Origin of the sequence: Streptomyces sp. MCA2 (assembly GCF_023544705.1) — a bacterium.
Classification (GTDB): domain Bacteria; phylum Actinomycetota; class Actinomycetes; order Streptomycetales; family Streptomycetaceae; genus Streptomyces; species Streptomyces decoyicus.
On the sequence record NZ_JAMJFM010000005.1, the window covers coordinates 89,875 to 107,314 of the forward strand.

The 17,440-nt window shown below is 72.4% G+C and carries 14 protein-coding genes; 11 read left to right on the top strand and 3 right to left on the bottom strand.

Features of this window, described 5'->3' with window-relative positions; translation table 11 throughout:
* Positions 1 to 91 precede the first annotated feature (91 nt).
* The 6 genes from M8I34_RS41215 to M8I34_RS05845 all read left to right on the top strand — a co-directional run bounded on the left by M8I34_RS41215 (position 92) and on the right by M8I34_RS05845 (position 5,307).
* Positions 92 to 226 (top strand): hypothetical protein, encoded by a 135-nt coding sequence (locus M8I34_RS41215; RefSeq protein ID WP_284049990.1) that lies wholly within the window; start codon positions 92 to 94, stop codon positions 224 to 226.
* A 337-nt stretch (positions 227 to 563) separates the two neighbouring features.
* On the top strand, positions 564 to 860 hold the full coding sequence (gatC, locus tag M8I34_RS05825; protein ID WP_006602950.1) for an Asp-tRNA(Asn)/Glu-tRNA(Gln) amidotransferase subunit GatC: 297 nt from the start codon (positions 564 to 566) through the stop codon (positions 858 to 860).
* A 98-nt stretch (positions 861 to 958) separates the two neighbouring features.
* Positions 959 to 2,452, top strand: a complete 1,494-nt coding sequence (gatA, locus tag M8I34_RS05830; RefSeq protein ID WP_030982154.1) for an Asp-tRNA(Asn)/Glu-tRNA(Gln) amidotransferase subunit GatA — start codon at positions 959 to 961, stop codon at positions 2,450 to 2,452.
* 5 nt (positions 2,453 to 2,457) lie between these two features.
* A complete protein-coding gene (locus M8I34_RS05835) occupies positions 2,458 to 2,691 on the top strand; it encodes a hypothetical protein (protein ID WP_030087700.1) in 234 nt (77 codons plus the stop codon).
* Positions 2,692 to 2,707: 16 nt separating this feature from the next.
* Positions 2,708 to 4,216, top strand: a complete 1,509-nt coding sequence (gene gatB / locus M8I34_RS05840) for an Asp-tRNA(Asn)/Glu-tRNA(Gln) amidotransferase subunit GatB (RefSeq protein WP_250048220.1) — start codon at positions 2,708 to 2,710, stop codon at positions 4,214 to 4,216.
* A gap of 188 nt (positions 4,217 to 4,404) precedes the next feature.
* Positions 4,405 to 5,307: an LLM class F420-dependent oxidoreductase gene (locus tag M8I34_RS05845; RefSeq protein WP_250048221.1), complete on the top strand. Its 903-nt coding sequence runs from the start codon at positions 4,405 to 4,407 to the stop codon at positions 5,305 to 5,307.
* A gap of 62 nt (positions 5,308 to 5,369) precedes the next feature.
* On the opposite strand, the gene M8I34_RS05850 is transcribed toward M8I34_RS05845, so the two are convergent.
* Positions 5,370 to 6,374 carry an aldo/keto reductase gene (locus tag M8I34_RS05850; protein WP_250048222.1) on the bottom strand — a complete coding sequence of 335 codons (1,005 nt, stop codon included), beginning with the start codon at positions 6,372 to 6,374 and terminating at the stop codon, positions 5,370 to 5,372.
* A gap of 270 nt (positions 6,375 to 6,644) precedes the next feature.
* Between M8I34_RS05850 and M8I34_RS05855 the strand changes: the two genes are divergently transcribed.
* The 5 genes from M8I34_RS05855 to M8I34_RS05875 all read left to right on the top strand — a co-directional run bounded on the left by M8I34_RS05855 (position 6,645) and on the right by M8I34_RS05875 (position 15,684).
* Entirely contained in the window at positions 6,645 to 8,756 is a 2,112-nt protein-coding gene (locus M8I34_RS05855) for a phosphocholine-specific phospholipase C (protein WP_250048223.1), read from the top strand.
* Between the two features lie 236 nt (positions 8,757 to 8,992).
* A complete protein-coding gene (locus M8I34_RS05860) occupies positions 8,993 to 11,260 on the top strand; it encodes an MMPL family transporter (RefSeq protein ID WP_250048224.1) in 2,268 nt (755 codons plus the stop codon).
* A 117-nt stretch (positions 11,261 to 11,377) separates the two neighbouring features.
* Positions 11,378 to 12,034 carry a hypothetical protein gene (locus M8I34_RS05865; RefSeq protein WP_250048225.1) on the top strand — a complete coding sequence of 219 codons (657 nt, stop codon included), beginning with the start codon at positions 11,378 to 11,380 and terminating at the stop codon, positions 12,032 to 12,034.
* A 206-nt stretch (positions 12,035 to 12,240) separates the two neighbouring features.
* Positions 12,241 to 12,438 carry a hypothetical protein gene (locus tag M8I34_RS05870; protein ID WP_244418576.1) on the top strand — a complete coding sequence of 66 codons (198 nt, stop codon included), beginning with the start codon at positions 12,241 to 12,243 and terminating at the stop codon, positions 12,436 to 12,438.
* Between the two features lie 147 nt (positions 12,439 to 12,585).
* On the top strand, positions 12,586 to 15,684 hold the full coding sequence (locus M8I34_RS05875) for a helix-turn-helix transcriptional regulator (protein ID WP_250048294.1): 3,099 nt from the start codon (positions 12,586 to 12,588) through the stop codon (positions 15,682 to 15,684).
* 11 nt (positions 15,685 to 15,695) lie between these two features.
* On the opposite strand, the gene M8I34_RS05880 is transcribed toward M8I34_RS05875, so the two are convergent.
* Together M8I34_RS05880 and M8I34_RS05885 are read right to left on the bottom strand one after the other, a co-directional pair.
* A complete protein-coding gene (locus M8I34_RS05880; RefSeq protein ID WP_244418575.1) occupies positions 15,696 to 15,965 on the bottom strand; it encodes a DUF6191 domain-containing protein in 270 nt (89 codons plus the stop codon).
* A gap of 86 nt (positions 15,966 to 16,051) precedes the next feature.
* Complete coding sequence (locus M8I34_RS05885; RefSeq protein WP_250048226.1) at positions 16,052 to 17,227, bottom strand: PQQ-dependent sugar dehydrogenase; 1,176 nt, start codon at positions 17,225 to 17,227, stop codon at positions 16,052 to 16,054.
* Positions 17,228 to 17,440 lie beyond the last annotated feature (213 nt).

The window sequence follows — 17,440 nt, forward strand, 5'->3', positions numbered from 1 at the left end:
CGAGAGCGACGCGTCCGGGGAGAGCGCCGCCTCCGACGCGTCCGGAGAGAGCGCCACCCCCGACGCGTCCGGCGAGAACGAAGCCGCCGACGTGTCCGGCGAGCCCGTCTTATCCGAGGCGGCGGAGGAGACCGAGGAGGCGCAGGAGCCCGAGGAAGCGGAGGAGACGGAAGCGGCAGAAGCGGCAGAAGAGGCCGATGAGCCCGCCGGGCCGGAGTCCCCCTGACGGGCCCCGACACCCTCCGGCCGACGGGCCCGACGCCCTCCGGCCGACAGGCCCCGGCACCCGCGGGACGGATCTCGGAACCGTCCCGCGTGGATCTTGGAACCGCCTCGGCGCGGATCTTGTCACCGTCCCGTGCGGTCCACGGAAGCGCTCGGCGCGGACCGTGGAAACGCCCCGCGCCCGACGCTCACGGCCGCCCCCGGCGAAACGGTTTCGCGGCAGCTCTTCCGTACGCCATAGGATTGGGCCGGAAAAGTTCACAGGAGCATTCGACGAGAAGACTCCGCCTGGACTCTCCGCCCGGAACACTCCGCCCAGAACACCAGAGGATCGCTGCATGCCTGGCATCACGCGCGAGGAGGTCGCCCACCTCGCCCGGCTGGCACGTCTGGAGCTGAAGGCAGAAGAGCTCGACCACTTCGCCGGACAGCTCGACGACATCATCGGCGCGGTCGCCCGCGTCTCCGAGGTCGCCGACCAAGACGTACCGCCGACCTCCCACCCGCTGCCCCTGACCAACGTCATGCGGCCGGACGAGGTCCGTCCGTCGCTGACCCCCGAGCAGGCGCTCTCCGGCGCCCCGGCCCAGGAGCAGCAGCGTTTCAAGGTGCCGCAGATCCTGGGGGAGGAGTGACCGTGAGCGACGCGCGCGCGGCCGCCGGGCCGCACCCGACCGCGAAAGCCGCACCTCTGCGCCGCGCGGGCGGAGAAGCGAACGAAGAAGCAAGGGCCATGGCAGACCTGATCAAGCTCACCGCCGCCGAGATCGCGGCGAAGATCGCCTCCGGCGAGGTCACCGCCGTCGAGGTGACCGAGGCCCACCTGGCGCGCATCGAGGCCGTCGACGAGAAGGTGCACGCCTTCCTGCACGTCGACCGCGAGGGCGCACTCGCCCAGGCCCGCGCCGTGGACGAGAAGCGTGCCCGCGGCGAGAAGCTCGGCCCGCTGGCCGGTGTCCCGCTCGCGCTCAAGGACATCTTCACGACGGAGGGCATTCCCACCACCGTCGGCTCGAAGATCCTCGAAGGCTGGATCCCGCCGTACGACGCGACGCTGACCAAGAAGCTCAAGGCCGCCGACGTCGTCATCCTCGGCAAGACCAACATGGACGAGTTCGCCATGGGGTCCTCCACGGAGAACAGCGCCTACGGCCCGACCGGCAACCCCTGGGACCTGACCAAGATCCCCGGCGGCTCCGGCGGCGGCTCCAGCGCCGCGCTCGCCTCCTACGAGGCCCCGCTCGCCATCGGCACGGACACCGGCGGTTCCATCCGCCAGCCCGCCTCCGTCACCGGCACGGTCGGCGTCAAGCCCACCTACGGCGGCGTCTCCCGCTACGGCATGGTGGCCTTCTCGTCCTCCCTGGACCAGGGCGGGCCCTGTGCCCGTACGGTCCTGGACGCGGCGCTGCTGCACGAGGCCATCGCCGGCCACGACCCGCTGGACTCCACCTCCATCGACGCGCCGGTCCCGGCGGTCGTCGAGGCGGCCCGCAACGGCAGCGTCGAGGGCATGCGCGTCGGCGTCGTCAAGCAGTTCCGCGGCGAGGGCTACCAGGCCGGTGTTATCCAGCGCTTCGACGAGTCCGTCGCGCTGATGAAGGAGCTGGGCGCCGAGATCGTCGAGCTGGACTGCCCGTCCTTCGACCTGGCGCTGTCCGCGTACTACCTGATCGCGCCCTCGGAGTGCTCCTCCAACCTGGCCCGCTTCGACGCCATGCGCTACGGCCTGCGGGTCGGCGACGACGGCACCAAGTCCGCCGAGGACGTCACCGCGCTGACCCGTGAGGCCGGCTTCGGCGACGAGGTCAAGCGCCGCATCATCCTCGGCACGTACGCGCTCAGCTCCGGCTACTACGACGCGTACTACGGCTCCGCCCAGAAGGTGCGGACGCTGATCACCCGTGACTTCGAGAAGGCCTTCGAAAAGGTCGATGTGATCGTCTCGCCGACCACGCCGACCACCGCCTTCCCGATCGGCGAGCGCGCCGACGACCCGATGGCGATGTACCTCGCCGACCTGTGCACGATCCCCACCAACCTGGCAGGCAACGCGGCGATGTCGCTGCCCTGCGGCCTGGCGCCCGAGGACGGGATGCCGGTGGGCCTGCAGATCATCGCTCCTGCCATGGCCGACGACCGGCTCTACAAGGTCGGTGCCGCGGTCGAGGCCGCGTTCACCGCCAAGTGGGGTCACCCGCTGCTCGAGGAGGCACCTGCACTGTGAGCGCCATGACCAAGAAGGCCAAGAACTTCAAGAAGTCCAAGGGCGGCCTGTATCTGTCGATCGGCAGCACCGCGTTCGGCGCCCTCAGCGTCGCGAAGCAGGCCAAGCTGGCCCGTCAGGAGAACGACACGCTCCGCCTGATCGACGCCGCCGTTTCGGCCGCGGCGATCGTCACCGGCCTGGCGATCCTCTACCGCGAACTGAAGCGCCTGGGCGACGACGACGTCCTGCTGGGCTGAGAGGGAAAGTTTCACCGTGACTGTCACTGACCTGGTGTCGTACGAGGACGCCCTCGCGACGTACGACCCCGTCATGGGCCTGGAGGTCCATGTCGAGCTCGGCACCAAGACCAAGATGTTCTGCGGGTGTTCCACCACCCTGGGCGCGGACGCCAATGCGCAGACCTGCCCCACCTGCCTGGGCCTGCCCGGCTCGCTGCCCGTCGTCAACGCGATCGGCGTCGAGTCCGCGATCAAGATCGGCCTGGCGCTGAACTGCTCCATCGCCGAGTGGTGCCGCTTCGCCCGGAAGAACTACTTCTATCCGGACATGCCCAAGAACTTCCAGACCTCCCAGTACGACGAGCCGATCGCCTTCGACGGTTACCTCGACGTACAGCTGGAGGACGGGGAGATCTTCCGGGTGCACATCGAGCGCGCCCACATGGAGGAGGACACCGGCAAGTCCACCCACATCGGTGGTGCCACCGGCCGTATCCACGGTGCCCGGCACTCCCTCCTGGACTACAACCGCGCCGGTATCCCGCTCATCGAGATCGTCACCAAGCCCATCGAGGGTGCGGGCGAGCGGGCCCCCGAGGTCGCCAAGGCGTACGTCGCCGAGCTGCGCGAACTCATCAAGGCGCTGGGCGTCTCCGAGGCCCGCATGGAGCAGGGCCAGATGCGCTGCGACGTGAACCTGTCGCTGCGTCCCCAGGGCACCGAGAAGTTCGGCACCCGTTCGGAGACCAAGAACGTCAACTCCCTGCGCTCCGTGGAGCGGGCGGCCCGGTTCGAGATCCAGCGGCACGCCGCGGTGCTCTCGTCCGGCGGCACGATCATCCAGGAGACCCGGCACTTCCACGAGGAGGACGGCTCCACCACGGCCGGCCGCATCAAGGACAACGCCGAGGACTACCGCTACTTCCCCGAGCCGGACCTGGTGCCGGTGGCTCCCTCCCGCGAGTGGGTCGAGGAACTGCGGGCCACGCTCCCCGAGCTGCCGCGGCTCCGCCGCAACCGGCTGCGCGAGGAGTGGGGCATCTCCGAGCACGACATGCAGTCGATCCTCAACGCGGGCGCGGTCGACCTGATCACCGCCACCGTCGACGCCGGAGCGGACTCCGCCTCGGCCCGTAAGTGGTGGATGGGCGAGCTGGCCCGCCGCGCCAACGAGGACGGCGTGGACCTGTCCGCCCTGCCGATCACCCCCGAGCAGGTCGCCCGGGTGACCGCGCTGGTCGCCGACGGCTCCCTCAACGACAAGCTGGCCCGCCAGACCATCGAGGGCGTGCTGGCCGGCGAGGGCGACCCGGACACCGTCGTCGAGAAGCGCGGCCTGAGGGTCGTCTCCGACGAGGGCGCCCTGGGCACCGCCGTCGACGAGGCGATCGCGGCCAACGCCGCCATCGCCGACAAGATCCGCGGCGGCAAGGTGGCCGCGGCCGGCGCCCTGGTCGGCGCGGTCATGAAGGCCACGCGGGGCCAGGCGGACGCGGCCCGCGTGCGCGAGCTCATCCTGGAGCGGCTGGGCGTCGAGGGCTGACGCACCGCCGATCCGGCAGCGCTGAGCGGCCGTCCTTCTTCGGAGGGGCGGCCGCTTCGTCGTCCCCCCACCCGATTGGCCCCGGCCGGGGAATGCCGGGCCCCCGCCGTCGTGCTGTGATCAAGGAGAAGTCCCCCCGGGGTCCCGGATACGAAGGGGGCTCACAGCGCTCAGTCAGTGGAGGAACGATGCCGCAGCACGCTCTCGCTTCGCGGATCGGACGGATCGGGGTCTGGCACGGGGGGCTCGGCCAGGTGCCGGGCGCCGTCGCGCGTCGGGCCGCGGCCGAGATCGAGCAACTGGGTTACGGCGCGCTGTGGTTCGGTGAGACGCCGGCCACCGAGTCGATGAGCCTGGCCGGTCTGCTGCTGGCCGCCACGGAGCGGATCACGGTCGCCACCGGCATCGCCAACATCTGGGTCAGGGACGCGTCCGCCGCGCACGCTGCCGCGCAGACCCTGGCCGAGGCGTACGACGGGCGTTTCGTGCTCGGTCTGGGCGCGAGCCACGCCCCACTGGTGGAGGCGCGCGGTCACAGCTACGCCAAGCCGCTCGCGGCCGTGCGCGCGTATCTCGACGCGATGGACGCGGCGCCGTACGACGGGACGCCGGCCGACCCGCCGCCCGCCCGGGTGCTGGCGGCGCTCGGCCCGAAGATGCTGGAGCTGGCCAGGGACCGGGCGGCCGGTGCGCACCCGTACTTCGTCACCCCGGAGCACACCGCCCGCGCCCGGGAGATCCTCGGCGCCGGTCCGCTGCTCGCCCCCGAGCAGGCCGTGCTGCTGGAGTCCGATCCCGCGACGGCCCGCGCGCTGGCCCGTGAACACCACACGCGCTTCTACCTGGAGCTGCCGAACTACACCGGCAATCTGCGCCGCCTCGGCTTCGGGGACGAGGACTTCGCGGGCGGTGGCAGCGACCGGCTGGTGGACGCGATCGTGGCCTGGGGGGACGTGGACGCCGTCCGGCGGCGCGTACAGGAGCACCATGACGCGGGCGCCGACCATGTGGCCATCCAGCCGCTGGCGGCGGACCGCGGGCTGGGTATCGGCCAACTACGGGAACTGGCACCGGTGTTGATGGACGGCTGAGGGCGGGTGGCGGTGCGGTGGCGTTCCGGGCGGGCGCGGTACGAAGGCCGCCCCCTGCCCGCTCAGTGGCCCAGCCGCTCCAGGGCGGCGAGCGGATAGCGCTCCCCGGACACGGCGCCGTCGGGTACGGCTGCCCGGAGCCGGGCCACCTGCTCGGGGCCGAGTTCGATGCCGGCCGCCGCCGCGTTCTCCTCCAGGTAGCCACGGCGCTTCGTGCCGGGGATCGGCACGATGTCCTCGCCCTGGGCGAGCAGCCAGGCGAGGACGGCCTGCGCCGGGGTGCAGCCGAGGGAGTCCGTGGTGGTCCGTACGGTCTGGACGAGCCGCAGATTGCGGTCGATGTTCTCCTCGGCGAACCGCGGCCACCGGCGCCGGGCGTCCTCGGCGGTGAGGTCGTCGCGGGAGGCGAGCGCGCCCGTCAGCATCCCGCGCCCGAGCGGCGAGTACGCGACGATGCCGATGCCGAGCTCCCGGCAGGTCGCCAGCATCTCGCCCTCCACGACGTCGCGGGTGAAGAGGGAGTACTCCAGCTGTACGGCGCTGATGGGATGCGTGGCATGCGCCCGGCGCAGCGTCTGCGGGCTCACCTCGCTGAGGCCGAGGTGGCGTACGGCGCCGGCGGCGACGAGGCCGGCCATCGCACCGACCGTCTCCTCGATGGGGACGGCCGGGTCGCGGCGGTGCATGGAGAAGAGGTCGATACGGTCCGTGCCGAGGCGGCGCAGCGAGGCGTGGCACGCCTCGCGCACCCAGGCGGCGGAGGTGTCCACCTCGTTCACCCGGCCGGTGGCGGCGTCGTGCCGCAGCCCGAACTTGGTGGAGAGCACCAGCTCGTCCCGCTGCGCGGCGGTACGGCTGCGCAGCCAGCGGCCGAGGAACTCCTCGTTGGCGCCCCGCCCGTAGGCGTCGGCGGTGTCCAGCAGCGTGACGCCGAGTCCGGCGGCGCGGTCGAGGGTACGGAGCGACTCGGCGTCGTCCGGGATGCCGTACGAGGTCGACATCCCCATACAGCCGAGGCCGAGCGCGGAGACGTTCGGCCCGTGTGTGCCGAGCTGACGCTGCTTCATGATTGCCCTGGCCTCCGGCAGTTGGTGACATTCGCGAGGGATGTGCCTGCGGCCGCAGCATCCCATATGCCTGTTGATGCAGGCTGATCCGGTGTGGGGCGTCGGCACGATCCGGAGACCGGAGAGGCGGCTGCGCCGGCCGTTCCCGAAGTTGTCATCCGGCTACCTGTCGCCCGTCACGGCAGTCCGTTAGCGTCCCCGTCGCACCCTCGCAAGGGAGTGGGCACGGACCATTGACCGGCTGAGGGACCGTCGACTGGGAGGTCGGGCGTGGCAGCTGAGGTATCTCGTAGACGCGTACTGGGAGTGGGCGCGGCAGCGGCGGGCGCGGCGATGGCGGGATCGCTGCTGCCGCCGTCGTTGCAGCAGGCGCTGGCGGACGAGGCGGTACGGCCGGCGCGGGGCGGCGGCGGGATCGAGGACATCAGGCACGTCGTCGTCCTGATGCAGGAGAACCGTTCCTTTGACCACTACTTCGGGATGCTGCGCGGCGTACGCGGCTACGCCGACCGCAATGCGGTCGAGCTGCCCGGCGGCCGCAGCGTCTACGAGCAGCCGGGGCTGCTGGGCCTCGGGACCGTGCTGCCCTTCCCGGTGCGCGAGGCGGCCGCGGCGCAGAAGAAGGACCTCCAGTACATCGGCGCGCTGGACCACAGCTGGTTCGGCGGGGCCGTGGCGTGGAACGGCGGCTGGATGAACACCTGGGTCACCGCCAAGACCGCCGCCACCATGGCGCACTACGACCGGCAGGACGTCCCGCTGCACTACGAGCTCGCGGACACCTTCACGGTCTGCGACGCCTACCACTCCTCGATCCACTCCTCCACCAGCCCCAACCGCAACCACCTGGTGAGCGGCTGGACGGGGTACGAGCCCAACGGGAGGCGGGCGGTGGGCAACGACGCCTACGAGGAGGACACCCACACCGGCTACACCTGGACCACCTACGCCGAGCGCCTGGAGAAGGCCGGCCGCAGCTGGCGGGTCTACCAGGAGTGGGACAACTTCACCGACAACAACCTGGAGTTCTACACGAGCTTCAAGGCGGTCGCGAGGAAGGCCCTGGCCAAGGTGGACGGGGTGCAGCACATGACCGGCTTCTACGGGAAGCTGGCGGCCGCCGACGCGGCCGGGCGCAAGCGGCTGGAGGGGCTGCTGGAGGAGGGTGTCGCGGGCCTCGGCCGCGCCGAACGCAGTCTGTTCGAGCGGGCGCTGCGCCGCGGTGAGCCGGACTCCACGGCGACCGCGTTCGCCGCCGATGTCGCCGGCGGCACGCTGCCCGAGGTGTCGTACATCGTGCCGTCCGCCGCGGACTCCGAGCACCCCGGCTCGTCCTCGCCGGTCGAGAGCGCCACCCTCGTCTACAAGGTGCTGGACGCGCTCGGCCGGAACCCGGAGGTCTGGCGGCACACCGCGCTCTTCCTGACGTACGACGAGAACGACGGGTTCTTCGACCATGTGCCGCCGCCGGTCCCGCCGCCCGGCACGGCCGGGGAGTTCTGCGACGGCTTGCCGACCGGTCTGGGCATACGGGTGCCGATGCTGGTCATCTCGCCCTGGACGGTCGGCGGCTACGCCTGCTCCCAGGTCTTCGACCACACCTCGATCACCCGCTTCCTGGAGCGCTGGACGGGGATCGAGGAGCCGAACATCAGCGCCTGGCGGCGCACCGTGTGCGGCGATCTCACGGCCGCCTTCGACTTCTCCCGCGGGCGCAGGCAGCCGTCCGTGCGGCGGCCCGGCGAGATCCCGGCGTTCAGCGGGCGCTGGTCGCCGCGGCCGCCGGCCGAGCAGGCGCTGCCCCGCCAGGAGCGCGGCGGCCGGCCGGCCAGGGCGCTGCCGTACCAGCCGGACGCCGACGGCGGCTTCGACCCGGGCGCCTCGGTCTTCCGGCTGGCCGTACGCAACGACGGAAAGGCCTCCGTGCATCTGGCGCTCTACCCGTACGCGAAGGAATTCGGCGCTCCGCAGCACCGGGACGTGCGGGGCGAGGGGGAGTGGGAGGTGCCGGTCAGGGACGGCAGGTACCGCTTCACGGTGACCGGGCCGAACGGCTTCCGGCGGGAGTTCGCCGGGACGGGGCAGGGCGCCGCCGCGGCCGTCGGGATCGGCACGCGGATCGACGCCGGGCGGCAGGAGCTCCATCTCACCGTCACCAACCACAGCCGCACCGACCTCACCTTCACCCTCAGGCCACTGGCGTATACGGACAGCGCGCCGCGCACGGTGAAGGTGAAGGCCGGCAGCGTCCGCACCGTCGCCCATTCCGCCGCGGACGCGCACGGCTGGTACGACCTCGCTCTCACGGCCGGCGAGGACACGTCCTTCCGCCGCCGGCTGATGGGACACGTGGAGAACGGCAAGGAGTCGGTCACCGGCTGAGACGCGGCGGACGGGGCGGGAGAGGCACAGGGGACGAGCTCCCCATTCCCGACTCTTTGTGGGGAAGTCCACAAACACCTCAAAGGATCTCTCCGGGCTGACACCCTGCACGAAGAGGGGACCCCGCCGCTCCCACCAGGGCATCCGGCGGGCCGCCCCGTCCCCCGTACATCCGCGCTCGGCACCACCCGCTCCCGGGAGATATCGACGCACAACCCGGGAAGCAGACGAGGTCCGTGACCGCTCTGGCTCGGTGGTGCCTCAGGCGCCGCATCGTCGTGATCGTTCTCTGGCTCGCCGCCTTCACGGGGGTCGCCGTCGCCGCGGGAGTGACGGGGTCCGCGTACTCGAACGACTACGAGGTCCCCGGGACCGAATCCGGGCGGGCGGCGGCCCTGCTGGACCGGGCCTTCCCCGGGCAGTCCGGGGACAGCGACAGCATCGTGTGGCACACGGACTCCGCCACGGTGCGCTCCGCCGCGGTCCGCAGGACGATGACGGACACCCTGGAGAAGATCGCCGAGCTGCCCGGCGTCGCCGCGGTGCGGAGCCCCTACGGCGGGTCCGGCGCACACCCGTCCGACGGGCGGAGCGGGCAGCACGGGCGGCAGATCAGCAAGGACGGGCACACCGCCTACGCCTCCGTGCTCTTCGGCCGTTCCACCGACGAACTGGACCCCGCCCAGGTCCAGAAGGTCGTCGACACCGCGCGGCACGCGTCCGGCCGCGGCCTCCAGGTCGAGCTGGGCGGCGCCGGGATCGCGCTGACCGAGGCGCCGCGCGCCCAGCTCCCGGAGCTCATCGGGCTCGGTGCCGCGGCCGTGGTGCTCTTCCTCGCCTTCGGGTCGCTCGCCGCTACCTTCCTGCCGATCGTCACCGCGCTGGCCGCCGTCGGCACCGCCTCGGCCGGCATCACCCTGCTCGGCCACGCCATGACCGTCGCCGACTTCGCCCCGATGCTCGGCATGCTGATCGGCCTCGGCGTCGGCATCGACTATGCGCTGTTCATCGTCACCCGGCACCGCAAGGGCCTGCGCGCGGGGCTGCCGGTCGACGAGGCCGCCGTCCGCGCCGCCGCGGTGTCCGGGCGGGCGGTCGTCTTCGCCGGGGCCACCGTCTGCATCGCGCTGCTGGGCATGCTGATCCTGCGGCTGAGCTTCCTCAACGGCGTCGCCCTCGCCGCGTCGCTGACCGTCGTGCTGACCGTGGCCGCCGCCGTCACCCTGCTGCCGGCGCTGCTCGGACTGATCGGGATGCGGGCGCTGAGCCGGCGCGAGCGCCGGCAGCTGGCCGAGCAGGGACCGCGTCCCGACCGGCCCACCGGTATCGCCGCCCGCTGGTCCGGGTTCGTCGAGCGGCACCCCAAGCTGCTGGGAACGGTCGCCGCGGCCCTGATGCTCGCCCTGGCGCTGCCCGCCTTCGGCCTGCACCTGGGCACCTCCGACCAGGGCAACAACCCGGCCGGCTCGACCACCCGCAAGGCGTACGACCTGCTGGCGGGCGGCGGGCCCGGCGCCGGACGCGGGAGCGGCTTCGGGCCCGGATTCAACGGGCCGCTGACGCTCGTCGGCACCCTGGACGGCGCCAAGGACCGGATCGCCTTCGGCAAGCTGCCGCACCGTCTGCGGGACACGCCCGGCGTCGCCCAGGTCAGCGCCCCCGACTTCAACGGCAGCCACAGCATCGGCGTGATCACCGTCGTGACCACCAGCTCGCCGCAGTCCCGGGAGACCTCCGACCTGGTGCGACACCTGCGTACGGACGTGCTGCCCGCGGCCGCGGGCGCGAGCACGCTGCGGGTGCACGTCGGCGGCATCACCGCCAGTTACGACGACTTCGCGTCCGTCATCGTCGGCAAGCTGCCGCTCTTCATCGGCGTCGTCATCGCGCTCGGCTCGGTCCTGCTACTGCTCGCCTTCCGCAGCGTCGGCATCCCGCTGAAGGCCGCACTGATGAACGTCGCCGCGGTCGCCTCGTCCTTCGGGATCGTCGTCGCGATCTTCCAGTGGGGCTGGGGCAGTGAGCTGCTGGGGCTGGGCAGTGCCGGGCCGATCGAACCGTTCCTGCCGGTCATCATGGTGTCGGTGCTCTTCGGCCTGTCCATGGACTACCAGGTGTTCCTGGTCTCCCGGATGTACGAGGAGTGGCAGCTGACGCGCAACAACTGCCGTGCGGTTCGGGTCGGGCTCGCCGAGACCAGCCGGGTGATCAACTCGGCGGCGGTCATCATGATCGCGGTGTTCGGGGCCTTCATCCTCAGCGGAGACCGGATCATCGCGATGTTCGGCATCGGCCTGGCGTCCGCCGTCGCCCTGGACGCCTTCGTGCTCCGTACGCTCCTGGTGCCCGCCCTGATGCACCTGCTGGGCGGCGCCAACTGGTGGCTGCCGTCCTGGCTCGACCGGTGGCTGCCCCGGATCAGCATCGAGCCGCCGCCGGAACCGGGCACGGCGGCGTGGCTGCCCGGACCGCAGGACGGTGAGAAACCGCTGGTGGGGGTCTAGAAACGAGGGTCGGCGCGGCCCGGTTCAGGGGCCGGCCTACGGCGTGTCGCCCGCTCTCGCCCGCCTGCTGCCGCGGTTCTCATCCGAATCTCAGACGCGGCACCTACGGTCGCGCCCATGGGAACGACCAGGACGACCGAGAACCGAACCGACGACGAGACGACCGTGCCGGCGCAGGGGGCCAAGGAGACTGCTGCGATCCCGGAGACCACCGAGGCGGAGGCGGCCGGCAAGGCCGGCGCCAAGGTCGACGAGGAGGCCGACGACAACGCCGCCCTCGCCGCGCAGGACGAAGCCAGTGACCGCGAAGCGGACGACGGCTCCGACCGTCCCGACCGCGACACGTACGCCACCGCACAGCCCGCCACCGGCATCGCCGCCGGCGCCGGTGCCGTCGTGGCCGCGGGGCTCGGCCTCGCATCCGTCACCGGCACCTGGCTCGGCACGACGCTGGCCGAGCGGGCGAACCTGATGGGCCAGATCAAGGTCCAGTCGGGCAAGGCCCAGGCCGCGGAGCAGATCTCCGCCGTCTACGGCGCCTCCTGGCACACCAGCGCCCTCGTCAACGGCTTCTTCGCACTGCTCGCCGTGATCGCCGCCGCGGTGGTGCTGACCCGCTCGCGCGCCACCTGGGTGCGGGCCGTCGCGTGGGGCGGGCTGGCGCTCGGCGCACTGGGGATCCTGATCTCCGCGGGCATGTACCTCGACCTGTTCGCGAGCATGCCCACCGTGCCCAAGGCCCCCGCGGGAGCCGGCGGCCCCGCGGCTCCGTAAGGCCACCCGGACCGCTTTCTAAGCACCGTACGGGTGCCACGGGCGGTGCCTAAGGAACCCCTGAGCGGCATCACGGGGTTTCTGAGCACCGCCCGGGGCCAAAGATCGGGAACTCTCCCGATGTGGCGGACCCCCCTTGGCGACGAGGCTTGAGCACATCGACAAGCCGTCGGGACACCACCTCACCGCCGTCAGGGGAGAACCACATGTACCGCTCCGAGCTGGAGATCCGGATCCGCTACGAAGAGCTGCGCCGCGAGGCCGACCGGCAGCGCCTGGTGCGCGAGGCCACCGGGGCCGGGCACGCCGGGCGCCGTGGCACCGCCCGATCCGGGGAGAACGAACCCGAAGGGCGGGTGAGTGCACGGAGCCGGCGGTTGCGGATACGCCGCGCCACCGCCTGACCGCCTGGCCGCGAGACTCCGATGACGCCCCAGGTGGCGGCCCCGCAGCCCGCCCCGCAGCCGTCCGCCCGGCCCCAGGTGCCCTCCGCACCGGGCCGGGCGCTTCGCATACCGGAAACCACTGCCGGATTGTCAGACCTCTGTGCGATGCTCACCGGCGTGGAGACCAGGTCCGTCAGTCCCGTGTTCGTCGGCCGCGCGGCCGAACTCACCGCGCTGGGGGACGCGCTCGCCCGCATCGAGGCGTCCGGCGAGCCCCAGGCCCTGCTGATCGGCGGTGAGGCCGGGGTCGGCAAGACCCGCCTCATCGAGGAGTTCAGCGAGGCCGCCCGCGCCCGCGGCGCGCTCGTCGCGCTCGGCGGCTGCATCGAGATCGGCTCCGAGGGCCTTCCCTTCGCGCCGTTCTCCGCGATCCTGCACACCCTCAACTGGCATCTGCGCGACGAGCTGGCCGCCGCCGTCGCCGGCCAGGAGGGCGAACTCGCCCGCATCCTGCCCGAATTGGGAGAGACGCCCGGCGAGGCGCATGACGAGGAGATCGGCCGCGCCCGCCTCTTCGAACTGACCGCCCGTCTCCTGGAGCGCCTCGCCGCCCACCGCACCCTCGTCATCGTCATCGAGGACCTCCACTGGGCCGACCGCTCCACCCGCGAGCTGCTCGCCTACCTCCTGAAGGCCCTGCACGACGCAGGCGTCCTCCTGGTGGCGACGTACCGCTCGGACGACATCCACCGCCGACACCCGCTGCGCCCCTTCCTCGCCGAGATCGACCGGATGCGCACGGTCCGCCGCGTCGAACTGGCCCGCTTCACCCGCGCGGAGGTGCGCTCCCAGATCGCCGGGATCAACGGCAGCGCTCCCGAGGAGGACACCGTCGACCGGGTCTTCAAGCGCTCCGAGGGCAACGCCTTCTTCGTCGAGGAACTGGCCCGCGGCCTCGCCGACGGCGCTCTGCACGGCCTCAGCGACCCGCTGCGCGATCTGCTGCTGGTGCGCGTCGAGGCGCTCCCCGAGGACACCCAGCGCGTGGTGCGCACGGCCGCCGAGGGCGGCTCCACGGTCGAGCACGAACTCCTCTCCGCCGTCTGCCGGATGCCCGAGGACGACCTCATCGAGGCGCTGCGGGCCGCCGTCGGCAGCAACACCCTCGTACCCACCCAGGACGGCACGGGCTACCGCTTCCGGCACGCCCTCGTCCGCGAGGCCGTCGTCGACGACCTGCTCCCCGGCGAGCGCACCCGCGTCAACCGCCGCTACGCCGAGGCCCTGGAGGCCAACCCCGCACTGGTCCGCGCCGATGTCTGCGCCGCCCGGCTGGCCAGCTACTGGTACAAGTCCCATGACGCCGCCAAGGCGCTGCCCGCCGTCCTCGCCGCCTCCGTCCAGGCCCGCCGCCGCCATGCCTACGCCGAGCAGCTGCGGCTGCTGGACCGCGCCCTGGAGCTGTGGGACGACGCCCCGATGGAGGTCCGCCAAGGGGTGCGCCCGGTCGACTACGCCGAGGCGTACCCGGCCTGCGGCTGCCATGACGGCGACGCCCTGCGCTTCCTCGACCTGCTCGCCGAGATCGCGGTGGCCGCCCGGCTCTCCGGCGACAACGAACGCGCCTTCACGATCGTCAAGCGCGCCCTGCGCTCGCTGCGCGGCGAGAGCGACCCCCTGCGCACGGCATGGTTCCTGGTGCAGCGCTCCCGGCTCTGCCAGGGCACCGGCCGCGGCAACGGCTGGGAGGACCTGGGCACCGCACAGGAGCTGATGCGCGGCCTGCCCCCCTCCTCCGTGCACGCGGAGGTGCTGGCCGCCGTCGCCAGCTGGGCGGTGCTGCACGAGCCGGGACCGGAAACCTTCGCCACGGCCGAACGTGCCGTGGAACTCGCCCGGTTGGTGGGCGACGAAGAGGCCGAGCTCAACTCCCGGCTGACCCTGGCCTGGCTGCGGGTCGACTCCGGCGAGGTCGACGAGGGGCTCGCCGACTTCCGTACGTGCCTCGACCGCGCCGTCGACCGCGGCTACTTCGCCGTCATCGCCCGCGGCCATATCAACCTTCCGTCCACCCTGGAAGGCGTCGGCCGCTCCCGCGAAGCCGTCGAGGTCACCGAGCGGGGCGTCGAACTCACCACCCGCTACGGCCTCAAGGACAGCACCAGCTGGGTGCTGGGCAACCGCGCCGAATCCCTCCAGTCACTGGGCCGCTGGGAGGAAGCGGGCCGGGCCGTCGCGGACGCCCGCCGCCTCGTCCAAAACCCCCGTGCCATCGCGCTGACCGCCAGCCGCCGCGCCGATCTCGCGCTGAACGAGGGAGATTTCGCCGGCGCCGAACGCGAACTCGCCGTCGCCCAGGAGTACTACGGCACCCACGACCCGCAGCCGCAGAACGCCATCGTCATGGCGCGGCACGCCCTGCGGATCGCCGCCCATCAAGGCCGCATCCTCGACGCCCGCAGCGTCCTCCAGCAGGCCCTGGACGCCGGCTTCCCGCCCGGCACCCAGCGCTACGCCTGGCCGCTGCTCTGGTCGGCCGCCACCGCCGAGGCGGACGCCCGCGGACTGCCTGCCGCCGAGCCGGGCCGGGGCGCGGTCCTCGCCCGCATCCGGGACGTTGCCAAGAAGCTGCCCCGGCTCTGCCCGGTCTGGACGGCCCACGGCCTCGCGGTCGACGCCGAACTCCGCCGTGCCGAGGGCCGCGAGACCCCCGACTCCTGGGCCGGGGTGGTCGCCGCCTTCGAGCCCCTGGAGCGTCCGCACGAGCTCGCCAGGGCCTGCTACCGCTGGGCCGAATCACTCCTCCACGGCAGCGAACGGGCCACGCTCGGACTGCACGGCCGCACCCCGCGCGAGACCGCCGTCCTCCTGCTCACCCAGGCGCACACCGCCGCCACGGCGATGGGCGCCCGCCCGCTCGCCGAGGAACTCGAACTCCTCGCCCAGCGCGCCCGCATACCCCTGCCCGGCCTGATACCTGCCGCCACGACGGAAGCAGCCGCCGCGGCCGGCCGGGGCGCCGCCGGACAGCCCGCGTCCGCCGGCGCCGCATCCCTCGGCCTGACCCCGCGCGAACGCGATGTACTGCGCCTGGTCGCCGACGGACGCAGCAACCGCCAGATAGCCGACGCCCTGTTCATCTCCCCGAAGACCGCCAGCGTCCATGTCTCCAACATCCTCGCCAAACTGGGCGTCTCCGGCCGCGGCGAGGCGGGCGCCGTGGCACACCGCCTGCGCCTGTTCGGCGAGCCGACGCCCGGCTAGCGGACTGCCGGCTAAGGCGTGTCCTCCGGCCCGGACGGCCCCTGGGTCTGTTCCGGGTCCTGGGACCGTTCCGTGTCCCGCTCCCGGCTTCGGTCCTGCTCCCGGCCGCGGTCCTGCCGCTGCCCGGGTGCCCTGACCACGACGGTCCCCGAGGAGAGGTCGATCGGGCCCTTCCCGGGATCGCCGTCACCCACGTCATCGACGACGAGCGACATCTTCTGCCGCTCCTCGTCGGTGTGCTTGCGCCCCGGCGCGAACAGTTCCTCCGCGATGTTGAACATGGTGCCGTGCCCCCCTCTTCGGTTGAGGCGCACCCGTCCCCTGCCCCCGAGTGTAGGCAGCGCACCCGAAAAGGGGACCAGCCGGATCAGCTCACCTGGAGACGGAGAATCCGGTCATCGCCCTTGTGCGCGGTGCCCCGCCCGTCCGTGTTGCTGGTGACCAGCCACAACGCACCGTCGTCGGCCGCCACGACGGTCCGCAGCCGCCCGTAGGTGTCCTTCAGAAAGGCCTGCGGAGCGGCCACCGGCTTCGTCCCGTTCAGCGGGATCCGCCACAGCCGTTCGCCGCGCAGCGAAGCCATCCAGACCGAGCCCTTGGCGTAGGCGATGCCGCTGGGCGAGGCGTCCGCGGTCTTCCACACCTCGACCGGGTCCATGAACCCGGAACCCGCCGCGCCACTCTTGGCCTTGCCCTCGGCCTTCGGCCAGCCGTAGTTCCTCCCCGGCTCGATGACATTGAGCTCGTCCCAGGTGTCCTGCCCGAACTCCGAGGCCCACAGGCGCTTGTCCTCGTCCCAGGCCAGCCCCTGCACATTGCGGTGGCCGTAGTCGTACACCACCGAATCCGCCTCGGGGTTGCCGTGCGCCGGTTCGCCGTCCGGCGTCATCCGGAGGATCTTGCCGCCCAGGGACTGCTTGTCCTGGGCCAGCCCGGTGTCGCCGGTCTCGCCCGTGCCGGCGTAGAGCATCTTGTCCGGCCCGAAGGCGATCCGCCCGCCGTTGTGGATCCGGCCCTTGGGGATGCCCTTGAAGAGCGTGTCGGGCGCGCCCAGCTGATTGCCCGGCGGGCGCTTCTCGTCGTAGTTCATACGGGCGATGCGGTTGTCGGACGCGGTGGTGAAGTACGCATAGACCTGGTGGTCCGCACCGAACGTCGAGGACACCGCGATCCCCAGCAGCCCGCCCTCGCCGCCAGGGTCCACGCCCGGCACCGACCCCAGCTCGGTGATCTTCCCGCCGTGCGCCGCGACCCGGACGATCTTCCCGGTGTCCCGGGAGGCGACCAGCAGATCCCCGCCCGGCAGCACCGCCACGCCCCACGGCGACTTCAGGCCGGTGGCCAGGGTGCCGGTCACCTTCACCGAGCCCTTGGCGGGCGGCGCGGTGGACGACGGTGTGGCGCCCGCCGAGGCACCGGCGCCGGGGCTCTTCGCCGGTGCGGAACTCGCCCCGCCCTGGGGCTGCGCGCCGCCGGACGAACAGCCCGCTGCCAGGAGCAGCGAAGCGGCGGCCAACACGGCGGTCTGGGAACGGCGTTGCACGGCAGGGTCCTCTCGTCGGCAGGGCGTGGACAAGAACACCACATCGCGGCCCCGCCGCGCCGCGCCTCATCGGTCCCGGTACCACTCCCACCAGCCATGATCCGGCCGGTGCGACCGTGTCGCGAGCGGGACCACGAGGTGCCGGACCGCCGCCGCGCCGCCGCGGGAATCCGCCGGGCGTCCCTGGCGCGCCGGATACCCCGGTACGCCGGG

Bases quoted from the DNA above. Each gene is read 5' to 3' on its own strand.
- M8I34_RS05865 (WP_250048225.1), top strand. From the start codon at position 11,378: ATGGGAACGACCAGGACGACCGAGAACCGAACCGACGACGAGACGACC.
- M8I34_RS05845 (WP_250048221.1), top strand. From the start codon at position 4,405: ATGCCGCAGCACGCTCTCGCTTCGCGGATCGGACGGATCGGGGTCTGG.
- M8I34_RS05875 (WP_250048294.1), top strand. From the start codon at position 12,586: ATGCTCACCGGCGTGGAGACCAGGTCCGTCAGTCCCGTGTTCGTCGGC.
- gatA (WP_030982154.1), top strand. From the start codon at position 959: ATGGCAGACCTGATCAAGCTCACCGCCGCCGAGATCGCGGCGAAGATC.
- M8I34_RS05870 (WP_244418576.1), top strand. From the start codon at position 12,241: ATGTACCGCTCCGAGCTGGAGATCCGGATCCGCTACGAAGAGCTGCGC.
- M8I34_RS05835 (WP_030087700.1), top strand. From the start codon at position 2,458: ATGACCAAGAAGGCCAAGAACTTCAAGAAGTCCAAGGGCGGCCTGTAT.
- M8I34_RS05880 (WP_244418575.1), bottom strand. From the start codon at position 15,965: ATGTTCAACATCGCGGAGGAACTGTTCGCGCCGGGGCGCAAGCACACC.
- gatC (WP_006602950.1), top strand. From the start codon at position 564: ATGCCTGGCATCACGCGCGAGGAGGTCGCCCACCTCGCCCGGCTGGCA.
- M8I34_RS05850 (WP_250048222.1), bottom strand. From the start codon at position 6,374: ATGAAGCAGCGTCAGCTCGGCACACACGGGCCGAACGTCTCCGCGCTC.